Origin of the sequence: Denitromonas iodatirespirans (assembly GCF_018524365.1) — a bacterium.
Classification (GTDB): Bacteria; Pseudomonadota; Gammaproteobacteria; order Burkholderiales; family Rhodocyclaceae; genus Nitrogeniibacter; species Nitrogeniibacter iodatirespirans.
This window is the reverse complement of sequence record NZ_JAEKFT010000027.1, coordinates 1-16,083: the sequence shown is the minus strand read 5'-3', so window position 1 is coordinate 16,083 and position 16,083 is coordinate 1. Positions and strand designations below refer to the sequence as shown.

Sequence of the window (16,083 nt, the reverse complement as noted above, 5' to 3'; positions counted from 1 at the left end):
TCAAAAAGCGCCGCCATCGAGCCAGCGCTCGATCTGCGGCAGGCGGTCGACGCCCCAGAAGGGCTCGCCGTCGATGATCACGAAGGGCGAGCCGAACACCCCCTTGGCAATGGCCTCGTTGCAGGCGGCCTTGAGCCGCGCCTTGAGCGGATCGCTCTTCAGCGCAGCGGCCAGCGCGGCACCGTCCGCCCCGAGCGATTCGGCGATATCGACCACCACTTCGGGCGAAGAGATATCGCGCCCCAGCTTGAAGTAGGCGCGATACACGGCATGGGCGAAGCGGCGCGCCAGCGTGCAGTCCTGCTCATGCAGCCAGTAGAAGGCGCGGGCCGCCGCCTGGGTGGCGACCGGGAACGGGCTGGGCATGGCGAAATCCACGCCATGAAAGCGTGCCGAGCGCGCGATGTCGCGCACCGCGTAGTCGCCCTTGAGCGGCACGTCGGTGAGCGGCTTGCCTTCCGAGACGGCATACACCACGCCGAGCAGGATCGGATGCCAGCGCACCTTGCGGCCGACGCCGGCGGCGATGCCGTCGATCTTCTCGCTCATGAAATAGCCATAGGGCGAGGAGAAGTCGAAGTAGAAATCGATGGGCTCTGCCATGTGCGGTCTCCTAGGGATGCTTCATGCTGGCCACCTTCAGCCCGGAGGCGATGAAGGCACTGCCGGCCCCGATGTTGAGCCACTTGATCACCGCCGGCCGCGCCTGCAGGAAGTCGCGCAGGCGCGCGGCACCGGCGCCCATCAGCGACATCAGCACCAGGGTGATGAGCGCATAGGTGGCGCCGAGCAAAAAGATCTGCAAGCCGAGATGGCCCAGCGCCGGCCGCGCGTATTGCGGCAGGAAGGCGAGCATGAACACCGCCACCTTGGGGTTGAGCAGATTGACCGTTAGGCTGCTCAGGAACACCCGCTTGAGCGGCAGCGGCGCGGCGCCCTTGAGCGGGATCAGCCCGTGCCGGCGAATCGCCTGAATGCCGACCCACACCAGATACACCGCACCGACGGCGCGCAGCACGAAGAACAGGGTTTCGGAAGCGGCCACCACCGCCGACAACCCGGCGGCGACCAGCACCGAGGTGATCAGGATACCCAGCGCACAGCCGGCGGCCGCAGCCACCCCAGCCAACCGCCCCTGCCCGAGGGCGCGGCCGAGCAGCATGAGGCTGTCCGGCCCCGGCGCGAGGGTGAACAGCGCGGCCACCGGAATGAACAGGAGCAGGAGCTGGGTGTCGAGCATGTCGGCCGTCCCGGGCTCAGGCCGCCTTCGGCCAGAGGATCATCTGCGTGCAGCGGAACAGCGCCAGCTTGCGACCGGTGCTGCCGATCACCTCGGCGTCCCACACCTGCGTGTTGCGGCCGGTGTGCACGGCGGTGGCGGTGCAGCTGATCTCGCCTTCGGTCTGGGTGCCGAGAAAATTGCTCTTGAGCTCGATGGTGGTGAAGCTGCTCGCGCCTTCGGGCAGGTGCGCGATGGTGGCGAAACCGGCCGCGGTATCGGCCAGGGCGATCACCGAAGCGGCATGCAGATAGCCGTTGGGTGCCAGCATCTCGGGGCGAATGCTCATGCCTGCGGTGAGCCGGCCGGGTTCGAGCGCGGTCACGGCCAGGCCGAACCAGCCCGGCAGCGTGCCGGGCGTGCGGGCGTTGAGCCTGTCGATGGACGCGTCGGGGTGCAGTCTGTAGCTGCTCATGGTGTGCTCTCTGAGTTGGGGACCAAGATTCAGTCGGCCAGCGCGCGGCCGATGACCAGGCGCTGGATGTCGCTGGCGCCTTCGTAGATCTGGCACACGCGCACGTCGCGGTAGATGCGCTCGACCGGGAAGTCGGTCACATAGCCGTAGCCGCCGTGGATCTGGATCGCGTCGGAGCACACCTTCTCGGCCATCTCGGAGGCGAACAGCTTGGCCATCGAGGCCTCCTTGAGGCAGGGCCGACCGGCGTCCTTGAGACTGGCGGCATGCCACACCAGCTGGCGCGCCGCTTCGAGCTGCGTGGCCATGTCGGCGAGGCGGAAGTTGACCGCCTGGTGCTCGAAGATCGGTTTGCCGAAGGTCTCGCGTTCATGGGCGTATTTCACCGCCGCTTCGAGCGCGGCGCGCGCCATCCCGAGGCACTGCGAGGCGATGCCGATGCGGCCCGCTTCGAGGTTGGACAGCGCGATCTTGTAGCCCTGCCCTTCTTCGCCGAGCAGCGCGTCGGCCGGCACGCGGCAGTTCTCGAACAGGATCTGCGCGGTGTCGGAGGCCTTCTGGCCCATCTTCTCTTCGATGCGCGCGACGATGTAGCCCGGCGTCTGGGTCGGCACCAGGAAGCAGGAGATGCCCTTCTTGCCGGCGGCCTTGTCGGTGACGGCGAACACGATGGCCACGTCGGCCTCGCGGCCGGTGGTGATGAACTGCTTGACGCCGTTGATCACCCATTCGTCGCCGTCTTTCACGGCCGTGGTCTTGATCGCCCCGGCGTCGGAGCCGACATGCGGCTCGGTGAGGCAGAAGCAGCCGAGCATCTGGCCGCTGGCCAGCGGCTTGAGCCATTTCTCCTTCTGCGCATCGTTGCCGTAGCGGTTGGGAATGCCGCAGGCCAGCGAGTTCTGCACGCTGACGATGGTCGAGGTGGCGCCGTCGCCGGCGGCGATCTCTTCGAGCGCCAGCACCAGGCTCATGTAGTCCATGCCGGCGCCGCCCCATTGCTCGGGCACCACCATGCCCAGCGCGCCAAGCTCGGCCAGCTCCTTGAGCGCTTCGCGCGGGAAGGTGTGCTTGCGGTCCCATTCCTCGGCAAACGGCGCCAGGCGCTCCTGCGCGAAGGCGCGCAGCGAGTCGCGGATCATTTCCTGTTCCTGGGTCAGGATCATGGTGCTGTTCTCCTCTTGCTCTTTTCTTTATGGCGGGCGATCGGTCGCCCGTCCTTGGTTCTGTCACGTAGCCCGGATGCAGCGCAGCGGAATCCGGGGTCATCGGTTCATGTGCCACCGCTCCCGGAGTCAGCCTGCGGCTTCGTCCGGGCTACACGTGGGTGATCTTCAGACCATCTCGATGGCCATCGCGGTGGCTTCGCCGCCGCCGATGCACAGGCTGGCCACGCCGCGCTTGAGGCCGCGGGCGCGCAGCGCGCCGAGCAGGGTGACGAGGATGCGCGCGCCCGAGGCGCCGATCGGGTGGCCCAGCGCGCAGGCGCCGCCGTTGACGTTGACCTTGGCGTGATCGAGTTCTAGCTCTTTCATGGCCGCCATGGTGACCACGGCGAAGGCCTCGTTGATCTCCCACAGATCCACGTCGCCGACGTTCCAGCCCACCTTGCCCAGCACCTTCTGCATGGCACCGACCGGCGCGGTGGTGAACCAGCGCGGCTCCTGCGCATGGGTGGCATGGCCGAGAATCGTGGCGATCGGCTTGAGGCCGAGGGCTTCGGCGGTGGAGCGGCGCATCAGCGTGAGCGCGGCGGCGCCGTCGGAGATCGACGAGGAGTTGGCGGCGGTGACGGTGCCGTCTTTCGAGAAGGCCGGCTTGAGCGTGCCGATCTTGTCGAGATTGGCCTTGAGCGGCTGCTCGTCCTTGTCGACCACCACCTCGCCCTTGCGGCTGGCGACGGTGACGGGGGTCACCTCCCAGTCGAAACCGGTGCCGTTGATGGCGTCCTGCGCGCGGGTGGTGGAGGCGATGGCGAATTCGTCCTGGGCCTGGCGCGAGAAGCTGTAGTGCCCGGCGCAGTCTTCGGCGAAGGTGCCCATCAGGCGGCCGTTGGTCTCCTTGCCGTAGCGGTCTTCGAGGCCGTCGAAGAACATGTGGTCGATCAGCTGGCCATGGCCGAGGCGATAGCCGCCGCGCGCCTTGGGCAGCAGGTAGGGCGCGTTGCTCATCGACTCCATGCCCCCGGCGACGATTACCTGGTTGGAGCCGGCGAGCAGCATGTCGTGGGCCAGCATGGTGGCCTTCATGCCCGAGCCGCACACCTTGCTGACGGTGGCGCAGGTGGTCGACATCGGCAGACCGGCGCCCAGCGCCGCCTGACGCGCCGGGGCCTGGCCGAGGCCGGCCGGCAGCACGCAGCCGAGAATGACCTCTTCGACCTGTTCCGGCTTGAGCCCGGCGCGCTCGACGGCCGCGGCAATCGCGGCCGCCCCCAATTGCGCCGCGCTCAGACTGGACAGCTCGCCCTGGAAGCCGCCCATCGGCGTGCGGGCGGCGGAAACGATAACGACGGGATCATTCATGCTGGACTCCTGATGCTCTGTAGATGTCGGGGCGCGCCGCTCAGCGCAGCGCTTCAAGGGCCGCGGCGTAGCGCGGCACCAGGTCCTGCGAGCGACTGACCGTCAGCCCGAGGTCGTTCATGAGGCCGTCCTTGAGGCCATACACCCAGCCATGGACGGTCAATTTCTGGCCGCGCGCCCAGGCGTCCTGGACGACCACGGTCTGGCACACGTTGATGACTTGCTCGATGACATTGAGCTCGCACAGGCGGTCATGGCGCATCTCGGGCGGCAGTTCGCCAACCCGCGACATGTGCTTGGTGTGCACGTCCTGCACATGGCGCAGCCACAGGTCGACCAGACCGACACGGTCGCGGTTGAGCGCAGCGCGCACGCCGCCGCAGCCATAGTGACCGACCACCATGACATGCTTGACCTTGAGCACGTCGACCGCGAACTGGATCACCGACAGGCAGTTGAGATCGGTATGCACCACCACGTTGGCCACATTGCGATGGACAAACACCTCGCCCGGCAGCAGGCCGACGATCTGGTTGGCCGGCACGCGCGAGTCGGCGCAGCCGATCCACAGGTACTCGGGCGCCTGCAGATGCGCCAGCTTTTCGAAGAACTGCGGATCGACCTCGCTCATCTGCCGCGCCCAGGCGCGGTTGTAGTCGAACAGGTGGAAGAGATTCTCGTTCTTGACCGCGTCTTCGGACCAGTCCGACAGATCGAGCGAGAGGAAGATGGTGCCTTCGATCGGCGTCGGGTAATAGGCCGGCGCTTCGGTGAAACCCAGCTCGCGATAGAGCTTCACGGCAATGCGCATGGCCGGCAGGGTGTCGAGCATGATGCGCTTGTAGCCCAACTCCTTGGCGGTGCGGATCGCCGCCAGCGCCAGATCGCGCCCCACGCCCAGGCCCCGCATCGACGGCTCGACGTACAGCCGCTTCATCTCGCACACGCCGTCGGAGAACTTGCGGATCCCCACACAACCGGCCGGCTGGCCATCGACCTCGGCCAGAAACAGCCGGCCGCCCGGCGCCGAATAGGCGCCCGGCAGCGCGGCCATCTCGGCATCGAAGTTCTGGAAGCACAGGTCCACCCCCAGCCAGGCCGCGTAATTGCGAAAGAACTGGCGCACATGCTCCAGTTCGGCGGTGTGGGTGGTGTCGAGGACGCGAAGTGTGGTTGCCATGAAGATGCTCATACAGGATTGAAGACAATCCGGAACGATACCGGAGGGCGGGGGCTCGCGCGCGAACGTTCGGTCACCCGCCCACCGGCCTTCACATCGATTCGGCGAACAGTTCGCGACCGATCAGCATGCGGCGGATCTCGCTGGTGCCGGCACCGATCTCGTACAGCTTGGCATCACGCCACAGACGGCCGACCGGGTACTCGTTGGTGTAGCCGACGCCACCCAAGGCCTGGATCGCCTCACCGGCCATCCAGGTGGCCTTCTCGGCCGAGTAGAGGATCGCGCCGGCGGCGTCCTTGCGCAGCGTGCGCGCATGGTCGGCGCGGTCGCAGGCGCGGCCCACGGCATACACATAGGCGCGGGTCGCCATCCAGGTGGAGTACATGTCGGCGAGCTTGCCCTGCATCAGCTGGAACTCGCCGATGGCCTGGCCGAACTGCTTGCGCTCATGCACGAACGGGACGACCGCATCCATGCACGCAGCCATGATGCCCAGCGGGCCGCCGCACAGCACGGCACGCTCGTAGTCGAGACCGCTCATCAACACCTTGACGCCGCCACCGACCGTGCCCAGCACGTTCTCTTCGGGCACTTCGACATCATCGAAGAACAGCGGATAGGTGTTCGAGCCGCGCATGCCCAGCTTGTCCAGGTGCGTGCCGCAGGAGAAGCCCTTCATGCCCTTCTCGATGATGAAGGCGGTCATGCCCTTGGGGCCGGCGTTGATGTCGGTCTTGGCGTACACCACCAGCGTGTCGGCATCGCCACCGTTGGTGATCCACATCTTCGAGCCGTTGAGCACATAGCGGTCACCCTTCTTCTCGGCGCGCAGCTTCATGCTCACCACGTCAGAGCCGGCGTTCGGCTCGCTCATCGCCAGGGCGCCCACGTGCTCGCCGGAGACCAGCTTGGGCAGGTACTTCTGCTTCTGTGCAGCATTGCCGTTGCGGCGGATCTGGTTCACGCACAGATTGGAGTGGGCGCCATAGGACAGGCCGACAGAGGCCGAGGCGCGCGAGACTTCCTCGAGCGCCACGATGTGCGCCAGATAGCCCATCTGCGTGCCACCGTACTCCTCCTCGACTGTCATGCCATGCAGACCGAGGTCGCCCAGCTTCTTCCACAGGTCGGCGGGGAATTCGTTCTTCTGGTCGATCTCGGCGGCGCGCGGAGCGATCTCGTTGCTGGCGAAGTCCCACACTGCATCGCGCAGCATGTCGATGGTTTCGCCCAGGTCGAAGTTCAGGCTCGGAATGTTCATCAATCGGTCTCCTCGTTCAGTCTCGTCCGGTTCAGGCGACGCCCTTGCCGTGCATGGTCATCAGTGTCTGTTGCATTGTGGCACAGTGAATTTTCCCTGCCGGGCCAAGGACATACACCTCGGCGCGCGACACCACCAGCGAGCGCCCGGCGCGCAGCACCTGCCCTTCGGCAATCAGCCGTTCGCCCTGCGCCGGGGCCATCAGGTTCAACTTGTACTCCACCGTCAGCACCCCGGCGTCGGCCGCCATCAGGGTGTAGCCGGCAAAGCCGCCGGCGTTGTCGGCCAGCGTGCCGACGATGCCGCCGTGGAAGAAGCCGTTCTGCTGCGCCAGCTCGGGCCGGAACGGCAGCTCGATGACGCAGCGCCCCGCCTCGACCGAGCTCAGCGTCGCGCCGATGAAGGCCATCATCGGCTGTGCGTCGAAACCGGCGCGCACGCGCACGGCGAAATCGGGGTCTCGCGGGGTGAAGTGTTGGCCGGCGTTCATGGCGTCCTCGCTGGGCTTGTATTTACGTTTACGTAAACGTAAAGTAAATTGCAAAAAAAACCAAGACCTATGTGCCCTGGTTCTTGGATTCGTCCGACGTCCGGTGGTCGAGCAGATCGCGGCACTGGCGCTCGAGCATGTCGATTTCTCCCAGCACCACTTCGATATCCTCGAGCTGCTGGGCCAGCGCGGCGCGGCGCTCGCCGAGCACCTTGAGAAAGCGGTCGAGCTGGGGCGCGGTGTTGCTGGCGCCGCCGTACATGTCGAGGATTTCCTTGATCTCGGCCAGCGTCAGGCCGAGGCGCTTGCCACGCAGCGACAGCTTGAGGCGGGTGCGATCGGCGCGCGAATAGACCCGGGTGCGGCCGGCGCGGTCGGGCGTGAGCAGGCCCTGGTCTTCGTAAAAACGGATGGCGCGTGGCGTGATGTCGAACTCGCGCGCCAGTTCGGTGATGGTGTAGGTACGTTCGGCAGTCATGGATGTTGCGCCGCAAGAAAAATCTGCAGCCACTCGGCTAGTTAATTGTTTTTTATGGAACAATCGGCAATAAACGATTTATCCAGTTAATCAGAATTCGCGCATCGAAGCAATCACCACGCGCAAGGAGAACCCCAATGAACGCGCCCCAGGCCCTGAACTATCCGATCGACGCAGTGCCCGACGCCGGCCAGTGGCTGACCGTCGCGCCGGGCGTCCACTGGCTGCGCATGCCCCTGCCCTTCGCCCTCGACCATATCAACCTGTGGATCCTCGACGACGGCGATGCCGTCACCTTGGTCGACACCGGCTTCGGTCTGCCGGAGATCCAGGCCCTGTGGGCGGCGGCGCTCGATCGGCTGGGCAAGCCGGTGTCGCGCATCGTGGTGACGCATTTCCATCCGGACCATCTCGGCCTGGCCGACTGGCTGTCGCAACGCACCGGCGCGCCCATCTGGATGACCCAGGGCGAGTTCCTCATGGGCCACGCGCTGTGGCACCAGCTGCCCGGCTTCGCCGTGGAAGACACCATTGCCCAGTTCCGCCGCCACGGCCTCGATGCCGAACGGCTCGACGCCCTCGCCCAGCGCGGCAATGGCTACCGGCGCGGGGTCCCCAGCCTGCCACGGACCTATCGCCGCTTGATCGACGGCGACCGGCTGAACATCGGCAGCCACGATTGGGAGGTCATCGTCGGCTACGGGCATGCGCCGGAACACGCCGCCCTGTGGTGTCCCGCGCTCGATCTGCTGATCTCGGGCGACATGCTGTTGCCGCGCATCTCGACCAATGTGAGCGTCTTTGCTGCAACGCCTCATGACAATCCCTTGGGCCGTTTTCTCAATTCGATACGTGACTTCAACAACTTGCCGGACAGCACGCTCGTGCTACCATCCCATGGCAGGCCTTTCCAAGGGATTCGGGCGAGAGTCGAGCAGCTGGTCACCCATCACCGCGAGCGTTGCGATGAGCTGCTGGCCGCCTGCCAGACATCTCGCAGTGCAGCAGAATTGCTCGAAACCCTGTTCCCCCGCGAGCTGGATACCCACCAGGTATTCTTCGCGATGGGGGAGGCCATTGCCCACCTGAATTACCTCGTGCGGGAGAGGGACTTGCGCGAGGCGGACGAGGGCGGCGATGTGGCCCGCTTCATATCAACCGCTCTACCCAAGCATTGAGGACTGAACGCATGGCACCCCCCAAGACAGAAGACAGGACTATGGAACTGCCCGACCCGAGTGAGCTTGCCCAGACCTACTCCGAAGTGGCCCAGCGCGCCTCACACCTGATCAGCGAGCATGTCCAGCGTCAGCTCAAGAAGGGCGTCGCCGCCCCGGCCGACGAACTGGGCATCGCCCAGGCCTTCATGGACATGATGGCCAAGCTGCTGGCCAACCCGTACAAACTTGCCCAGACCCAGATGAACCTGGTGTGGGACTATTTCTCGCTGTGGCAGCACTCCATGCTGCGCTTCGCCGGCATGCAGGCCCCGCCGGTGGCCGCCCCGGCCAAGGACGACAAACGCTTCAAGGACGAGCAGTGGCAAGAGCACTTCCTGTTCGACTTCATCAAGCAGTCCTACCTGATCACCGCCCGCCACATCCATGACACCGTCTGTGGCGTCGAAGGGCTGGAAGAGCAGACCCAGAAAAAGGTCAACTTCTACACCCGCCAGTATGTCGACGCGCTGAGCCCGTCGAACTTCGCGCTGACCAACCCCGAAGTGTTCCGCGAAACGGTCAAGAGCCATGGCCAGAACCTGGTCAAGGGCCTCAACAACCTGCTGCGCGACGTCGAAGACGGCGGCGGCAACCTGCGCGTCAAGATGACCGACACCACGGCCTTCGAGCTGGGCAAGAACGTCGCCACCACGCCGGGCAAGGTGGTCTTCCAGACCGAGATGATGCAGCTCCTCCAGTACACGCCATCGACCACCAAGGTGCTCAAGCGCCCGCTGCTGATCGTGCCGCCCTGGATCAACAAGTTCTACATTCTCGATCTGCGCGAGAAGAACTCCTACATCAAGTGGGCCGTCGACCAGGGCCACACAGTGTTCGTCATCTCCTGGGTGAACCCCGACGAGAAGCTGGCCGAACGCAGCTTCGACGCCTATGTGACCGACGGCATCCTGGCCGCTCTCGACGCCATCGAGGCGCAGACCGGCGAGAAGGAAATCAATGCGGCCGGCTACTGCCTGGGCGGCACGCTGCTGGCCACCACGCTGGCCTACCTGGCCGCCAAGCGTCGCAAGCGCATCGCCAGCGCCACCTTCTTCACCACCATGACCGACTTCTCCGAGCCGGGCGAGCTGGGCGTGTTCATCGACGAAGGCCAGGTCTCCAGCCTCGAGAAGAAGATGGCCGAGCGCGGCTACCTCGAAGGCTCCGAAATGGCCGGCACCTTCAACATGCTGCGCGCCAACGACTTGATCTGGTCCTTCGTGGTGAACAACTACCTGCTGGGCAAGGATCCCTTCCCCTTCGATCTGCTCTACTGGAACTCCGACTCCACGCGCATGCCGGCCAAGATGCACAGCTTCTACCTGCGCAACCTGTACATGGAGAACCGGCTGGTGGAGCCGGGCGGCATCGAGATCGACGGCGTCAAGATCGATCTGTCGAAGATCAAGGTCCCGTGCTACTTCATCTCCACCCTCGAAGACCACATCGCGCCGTGGAAGAGCACCTACACCGGTGCGCGCAACTTCGGCGGTCCGGTGCGCTTCGTGCTGGGCGGCTCCGGCCACATCGCCGGCATCGTCAATCCGCCGGCGGCCAACAAATACGGCTACTTCGTGTGCGAGGACGGCGCCCTGCCCGACACCGCCCAGGAATGGTTCGACGCCTCGGTGCAGCATGAAGGCTCGTGGTGGACCGACTGGCAGGCTTGGGTCACCGGCCACAACCAGGTGCAGGTCGACGCACGCGACCCGGCCAAGGGCACGCTGGCCGTCATCGAAGAGGCGCCGGGCAGCTACGTGAAAACCCGTCTCGATGCACAGAAGGCGGCCTGAAACACGTCTCGACCAGCCCGATGAAAAAGGGGCCGACCGGCCCCTTTTTCACGCGCCGATCATGACCCCGACCGTTCTCGACACCAACACCATCATGGCGCTGTGGTTCTTCGACGACCCGGCGCTCGGCATCTTGCGCGCCTGGATCGCCGCCGGCCACGCGCGATTGCTGACACGCGAGGACGCGCTCGAAGAGCTGCGCCGCGTGCTCGCCTATCGCCAGTTCGCCTGCCCGCCCGATCGCCAGGCCGGGATCTTCGACACCTACCGTGCCCAAGCCACGTGCGTGCCGCCCGCCGCGCCCGCCGCCGACCTGCCGCGCTGCCGCGACGCCGACGACCAGAAGTTTCTCGAAATCGCCCATGACGGCCAGGCCCGCTGGCTGCTCACCCGCGACAAGGCCTTGCTGCGCGCCGGCCGCCACCGCCTGATGCGCGAGCGCTGCGCGGTGATCACGCCCGAAGCCTGGCAGAAGGCCTTCCCCGCCAGCGACTGAGGCCGTCGCCTCAAGCGGCCAGCGCGCGCCGCAGCCGGGCCAGTTCGCGCAGCCCGGCGATCGCCCGGCTGCCATACCACGAGGTCCATTCCCCGTCGATCAGCTGCACCGGCCGGCCGCACAGGGCCGCCACTTCGGCCACGTGCTTGTCCTGAAAGCGATAAGGCTCGGTCGACAGCAGCACCCGCGAGACACCGGCCAGCCACGGCGCCTGCCAGTCGAAGGCTGGATAGCGCTCGCCGGCCGCGGCCGGTTCGGTGTGCCAGCCGACGGCCGCCAGCGTGGCGGCGATGTAGGTGTCACGCGACACCGTCATCCACGGCTCACGCCAGATCAGGTACAACACCCGCTCGGCCGGCAGCGCGGCACCCACCGCTCGCGCTTCGGCCAAGGCCGCCGTCAGCGAGTCCGACAAGGCCGCGGCCGCCGGCGCGCAAGCGAACAGATGCCCCATCAGCCGGTACAGGGCGTGGTTGTCCTCCGGCACGCAGGGATGGGTGACCACCACGTTGGGCACGAAGTCGGCCAACGCCTCGGCCACGGCGCGCGGATTTTCGTCGATGTTGACGATCACATGCGTCGGCGCCAGTTCGCGGATGCGCTCGAGCTTCACATCCTTGGTGCCGCCCACCTTGGGCACCGCGCGCAACGCCTCGCGCGGGTGGATGCAGAAGCCGGTGCGGCCGACGAGTTGATCGATCAGCCCCAGATCGCACAGCAACTCGGTGATCGACGGCACCAGGCAGACAATACGGGCATCGCGGCCGAGCGCGGCATGGCGCTGGCCGAGGGCGTCGACGGGAATCGGATCGGAAGCAGTCATCGGCGCATTCTAGCGTGGCACCTTCGTCGGCGCCCCCGCCGAACTTTCGCCCCCGGGAGGGCATCCAACCGGCATCGACGCATCCGGAGAAGATCATGCGCATCGGCGTCCCCAGGGAAATCAAGAACAACGAATACCGCGTCGGCCTGACCCCCGCCAGCGTCCGCGAACTGCATGCCCACGGCCATGAGCTCATCGTCGAAACCGGGGCCGGCCTCGGCATCGGCGCCGACGATGCGGTCTACCGCGCCGCCGGCGCCCGCATCGCGGACGATGCCGAGGCCGTCTTCGACGCCGCCGAGATGATCGTCAAGGTCAAGGAGCCGCAAGCGGTCGAGCGCGCCCGCCTGCGCGCCGACCAGGTGCTGTTCACCTATCTGCACCTGGCCCCCGACCCGGATCAGGCGCGCGAGTTGTGCGCCAGCGGCGTGACCGCCATTGCCTATGAAACCGTCACCGCACCGGACGGTAGCCTGCCGCTGCTGGCGCCGATGTCGGAAGTGGCCGGCCGCATGAGCATCCAGGCCGGCGCCCACTGCCTGGAGACGGAAGCGGGCGGGCGCGGCATCCTGCTCGGCGGGGTGCCCGGCGTGCTTCCGGCGCGGGTGGTGATCCTCGGCGGCGGCGTGGTCGGCCGCAATGCGGCGGCGATGGCCTGTGGCCTGGGCGCCGACGTGACCCTGATCGATCGCGACGCCGCGGTACTGCGCCGGCTCGATGCCCAATTCGGCGCCCGCCTCAAAACCCTGCATGCCACCGCCGAGGCCATCGAGCAGGCAGTGTTGGCCGCCGATCTGATAGTCGGCGCCGTGCTCATCCCCGGCGCCGCCGCCCCGCATCTGGTCAGCGCCGAGATGGTGCGGCAGATGCGTGAGGGCGCGGTGATCGTGGACGTGGCCATCGACCAGGGCGGCTGCTGCGAAACCGCCCGGCCAACCACCCATGCCGACCCGACCTACGTGGTCGACGGCGTGGTGCACTACTGCGTGGCCAACATGCCGGGCGCGGTCGCACACACCTCCACCTACGCCCTCAACGCCGCCACCCTGCCCTGCGTGCTGGCCCTTGCCGACAAGGGCTGGCAACAGGCGCTGCGCGACGACACGCATCTGCGCGGCGGGCTGAACGTGTGCCGCGGCCAGCTGGTGCATCCGGCAGCCGCCGCGGCGCTCGGGCAGACGCCGGTCGCCGCCGAGACGATGCTGGCCTGAGCGCGACCGGCGCTCAGGCCAAGGACAACCGGGTGGCGCCCGCCAGCCAGCGGGTCTGCGCGTCGGCCGCCTCGTGCAGGCCATCCACCAGGCGGCTGACCAGCACCGACGAGGTGGTGCCGGCGGCGCGCATCAGCTGCAAGCGGCAAGGCACTGCCGGCGCCAGCGGCAGGCGCACCACCCGCGCCGGATCGAGCCCCGCGGCGGTAAAACTGTCGACGAAGGCAAAGCCCAGTCCGTGGCTCACCAGCGTGGCGGCCAGGGCATAGGTCTGCACCCGCAAGGCGGCCGGCGGCTCCCAGCCGGCCGCCTCCATGGCCTGCGCCAGACGCTGGCCCAGCGGGGTGTCCGACGCCAGCGCAATGTAGGGGCGGCCGTCGAGCCAGCCGCGCTCGTCCACACGCAACACCCCGTCGCACCACGGCCGCGGCGCCACCAGCACCACTTCGCCCGCGGCCACCGGCGACAGGCTCACCGTCACCTGCGCCACCGGATCGATCGCCAGACCGGCATCCACCTCGTAGGCCAGCAGGGCATCCTCGATCTGCCGGGTATGCACCGCCCACAAGTCGTAGACCACGTCCGGATGGGCCGCGCGCAGGGCATGCAGGGCAACCGGCAGCAAGTGAGTGGCCAGCGAGGGCGTGGCCGCCACGCGCAGCAACCCCGACGCGCCGCGGCGCAGGTTGGCGGCCATCGCATCGACCCGCTCGATTTCACCCCAGGCACGCTTGACCTGGGCAAACAGCGCGCCGGCCTCGGGCGTGGGCGACAGGCGCCCGCCGACCCGCTCGAACAGCGCAAACCCCAGCTGCGTTTCGGCATGGCGGATGACGCGCGAGACCACCGGTTGCGACACGTTCAGCCAGCGCGCCGCGGCACTGGCCGATCCGGTCAGCATCACTGCGCGAAACACTTCGATCTGGCGAAGTCGCATGACACGCTCCATGTTCAATCAACATACCTGATGGCCAACATAGCATGTTGCTGGCGCATTGCCGATGCCAGACTCACGGGATCGATTCTCAGGAGCACGTATGCACATCACCGTCATCGGCGCCGGCATCGTCGGCCTGGCCACCGCCTGGTTTCTGCGCCAGGACGGCCATTCCGTGACCGTCATCGACCGGCGCGAAACCGTCGGTCAGGGCACCAGCCAGGCCAACGGCGGCCAGCTGAGCTACCGCTACATCGCACCGCTGGCCGATCCGGACGTGCTGCCCAAGGTGCCGGGCTGGATGCTCCAGGCCGACTCGCCGATCCGCTTCCAGCCCCGCTTCGACCGCGACCAATGGCGCTGGATCGCCAGCTTCATGAAGGCCTGCAACGCCAACGACAAACAACGCACCGTCGCCGCCCTGCTGCCGCTATCGCTGCTCAGCCAGCGGCTGGTGCATGACTGGGTGACGACCGAGGCGCTGGATTTCGACTTTCGGCACAAAGGCAAGCTGGTGGTCTATCGCGACGCAGCCGGGTTTCGCAGCGCGCGTACCCTGATCGAATCGCGCCCCGAGCTGGCCAGCCAGCAGCATGCCCTCGACCGCGCCGCCTGCCTGGCGCTGGAGCCGGCCATCGCCGGCATGGGTGCCGATGTGGTGGGCGGCATCCACACGCCCTCGGAAGACGTCGGCGACTGCTTCAAGCTGTGCCAGGCGCTGGCCCGGCGCATGGGCGAAGGCGCCAATCCGGTGCGCTTCCACCTCGGCCACTTGGTCGAATCGCTGATCGTCAGCGGCGGCCGGGTGGTGGCGCTGCGGACCGACCGCGGCGATATCCCCACCGACGCCTGCGTGGCCGCCGGCGGGGTCGAGGCGGTCGCCCTGCTGCGCCCGCTGGGCATCGAGGTGCCGGTCTATCCGCTCAAGGGCTACAGCATCAGCGCACCGATCGCCGATCCGGCCAAGGTGCCCGACATCAGCATCACCGACTACCAGCGCAAGATCGTCTATGCCCGGCTCGGCGCGCAGCTGCGCGTGGCGGGCATGGCCGATATCGTCGGTCATGATGAGAGCCTGCAGGCCGACCGGCTCGCCACCCTGATCCGGGAGACCCGGCAGAACTTCGGCGACGGCGTGCAGCTCGACACCGTCGCCCCCTGGGCCGGCCTGCGCCCTGCCACGCCGACCGGCCGCCCGGTGGTCGACGCCACCGCCCTCCCCAATCTGTGGCTCAACCTCGGCCACGGCGCCCTGGGCTTCACCCTCGCCGCCGGCTGCGCCCGGCTGGTCGCCGACCGCATCGCCGGCCGGCCCCGCGCCGTGCCGGACGAGGAGTTCACCCTGGCGCACAGCGGCGCCTCCGGCTGGCGCAAGGCGGTCGGCGCCTCCTCGCGCTGAGGCGGCGCAACGCTGCCGATGCGTCGGAGAGCCGCACCAGGCAAGGCGCTTCAGGGTTTGGCATTCATATCGTCATTGTGTAGAGTTGGCGGGCAATGCTTCATTCCCTCAGGCGCAAAACACGCGTCGCCCGCCCAACCGGGTCGCGACGCGCCACTTCGTCATCAGAACAATACCCACAAGGAGTCACATCAATGAAGAAGCTGACCGTTCTCGCCGCCGCACTCGCCCTCGGCGCAGGCTTTGGCACGCCCGCCCAGGCTGAAACCAAGTTCGTCACCATCGGCACCGGCGGTGTCACCGGCGTGTACTACGCCGCCGGCGGCGCCATCTGCCGCCTGATGAACAAGGACCGCGCCACCCACGGCATCCGCTGCTCGGTCGAAAGTACCGGCGGCTCGGTGTACAACGTCAACACCATCCGCGCCGGCGAGCTGGACTTCGGCGTCGCCCAGTCCGACTGGCAGTATCACGCCGTCAAGGGCACCAGCAAGTTCGCCGAGGCCGGCCCGTTCAAGGAATTGCGCGCGGTGTTCTCGATCCACCCCGAGCCGTTCACCGTGGTGGCCCGGGCCG

The 16,083-nt window shown here is 67.1% G+C and carries 17 protein-coding genes; 6 read left to right on the top strand and 11 right to left on the bottom strand.

Annotation, left to right across the window (positions count from 1 at the left end; all coding sequences use genetic code 11):
- The 9 genes from I8J34_RS19025 to I8J34_RS18985 all read right to left on the bottom strand — a co-directional run bounded on the left by I8J34_RS19025 (position 1) and on the right by I8J34_RS18985 (position 7,628).
- On the bottom strand, positions 1–603 hold the full coding sequence (locus tag I8J34_RS19025; protein WP_214363216.1) for a 2-hydroxychromene-2-carboxylate isomerase: 603 nt from the start codon (positions 601–603) through the stop codon (positions 1–3).
- Between the two features lie 10 nt (positions 604–613).
- On the bottom strand, positions 614–1,240 hold the full coding sequence (locus I8J34_RS19020) for a LysE family translocator (protein WP_214363215.1): 627 nt from the start codon (positions 1,238–1,240) through the stop codon (positions 614–616).
- 16 nt (positions 1,241–1,256) lie between these two features.
- Positions 1,257–1,694 carry a PaaI family thioesterase gene (locus I8J34_RS19015; protein WP_214363214.1) on the bottom strand — a complete coding sequence of 146 codons (438 nt, stop codon included), beginning with the start codon at positions 1,692–1,694 and terminating at the stop codon, positions 1,257–1,259.
- A gap of 29 nt (positions 1,695–1,723) precedes the next feature.
- On the bottom strand, positions 1,724–2,857 hold the full coding sequence (locus I8J34_RS19010) for an acyl-CoA dehydrogenase (RefSeq protein ID WP_214363213.1): 1,134 nt from the start codon (positions 2,855–2,857) through the stop codon (positions 1,724–1,726).
- A 168-nt stretch (positions 2,858–3,025) separates the two neighbouring features.
- Positions 3,026–4,216 (bottom strand): acetyl-CoA C-acetyltransferase, encoded by a 1,191-nt coding sequence (locus I8J34_RS19005; protein WP_214363212.1) that lies wholly within the window; start codon positions 4,214–4,216, stop codon positions 3,026–3,028.
- A gap of 40 nt (positions 4,217–4,256) precedes the next feature.
- Positions 4,257–5,396 (bottom strand): carbonate dehydratase, encoded by a 1,140-nt coding sequence (gene can, locus I8J34_RS19000; RefSeq protein WP_214363211.1) that lies wholly within the window; start codon positions 5,394–5,396, stop codon positions 4,257–4,259.
- A gap of 91 nt (positions 5,397–5,487) precedes the next feature.
- Positions 5,488–6,660: an isovaleryl-CoA dehydrogenase gene (locus I8J34_RS18995; protein WP_214363210.1), complete on the bottom strand. Its 1,173-nt coding sequence runs from the start codon at positions 6,658–6,660 to the stop codon at positions 5,488–5,490.
- 31 nt (positions 6,661–6,691) lie between these two features.
- Complete coding sequence (locus tag I8J34_RS18990; protein WP_214363209.1) at positions 6,692–7,150, bottom strand: PaaI family thioesterase; 459 nt, start codon at positions 7,148–7,150, stop codon at positions 6,692–6,694.
- 67 nt (positions 7,151–7,217) lie between these two features.
- Positions 7,218–7,628: a MerR family transcriptional regulator gene (locus tag I8J34_RS18985; RefSeq protein ID WP_214363208.1), complete on the bottom strand. Its 411-nt coding sequence runs from the start codon at positions 7,626–7,628 to the stop codon at positions 7,218–7,220.
- A gap of 137 nt (positions 7,629–7,765) precedes the next feature.
- Here I8J34_RS18985 and I8J34_RS18980 point away from each other — a divergent pair, with 137 nt between their 5' ends.
- From I8J34_RS18980 to I8J34_RS18970, 3 genes are all read left to right on the top strand, one after another.
- Positions 7,766–8,806, top strand: coding sequence for an MBL fold metallo-hydrolase (locus I8J34_RS18980; protein ID WP_214363207.1), 1,041 nt, complete (start codon positions 7,766–7,768; stop codon positions 8,804–8,806).
- A gap of 11 nt (positions 8,807–8,817) precedes the next feature.
- On the top strand, positions 8,818–10,641 hold the full coding sequence (locus I8J34_RS18975) for a PHA/PHB synthase family protein (RefSeq protein WP_214363206.1): 1,824 nt from the start codon (positions 8,818–8,820) through the stop codon (positions 10,639–10,641).
- A 61-nt stretch (positions 10,642–10,702) separates the two neighbouring features.
- Positions 10,703–11,137 (top strand): putative toxin-antitoxin system toxin component, PIN family, encoded by a 435-nt coding sequence (locus I8J34_RS18970; RefSeq protein WP_214363205.1) that lies wholly within the window; start codon positions 10,703–10,705, stop codon positions 11,135–11,137.
- Positions 11,138–11,147: 10 nt separating this feature from the next.
- Here the strand turns inward: I8J34_RS18970 and I8J34_RS18965 are convergent, their stop codons facing one another.
- Positions 11,148–11,960: a helical backbone metal receptor gene (locus I8J34_RS18965; RefSeq protein WP_214363204.1), complete on the bottom strand. Its 813-nt coding sequence runs from the start codon at positions 11,958–11,960 to the stop codon at positions 11,148–11,150.
- Between the two features lie 95 nt (positions 11,961–12,055).
- Between I8J34_RS18965 and ald the strand changes: the two genes are divergently transcribed.
- Positions 12,056–13,171 carry an alanine dehydrogenase gene (gene ald / locus I8J34_RS18960; protein WP_214363203.1) on the top strand — a complete coding sequence of 372 codons (1,116 nt, stop codon included), beginning with the start codon at positions 12,056–12,058 and terminating at the stop codon, positions 13,169–13,171.
- 13 nt (positions 13,172–13,184) lie between these two features.
- On the opposite strand, the gene I8J34_RS18955 is transcribed toward ald, so the two are convergent.
- On the bottom strand, positions 13,185–14,108 hold the full coding sequence (locus I8J34_RS18955) for a LysR family transcriptional regulator (RefSeq protein ID WP_214363202.1): 924 nt from the start codon (positions 14,106–14,108) through the stop codon (positions 13,185–13,187).
- 100 nt (positions 14,109–14,208) lie between these two features.
- Between I8J34_RS18955 and I8J34_RS18950 the strand changes: the two genes are divergently transcribed.
- Positions 14,209–15,507 carry a D-amino acid dehydrogenase gene (locus I8J34_RS18950; protein WP_214363201.1) on the top strand — a complete coding sequence of 433 codons (1,299 nt, stop codon included), beginning with the start codon at positions 14,209–14,211 and terminating at the stop codon, positions 15,505–15,507.
- A gap of 194 nt (positions 15,508–15,701) precedes the next feature.
- The coding region (locus I8J34_RS18945) for a TAXI family TRAP transporter solute-binding subunit (protein ID WP_214363200.1) at positions 15,702–16,083 on the top strand (382 nt) is incomplete at its 3' end.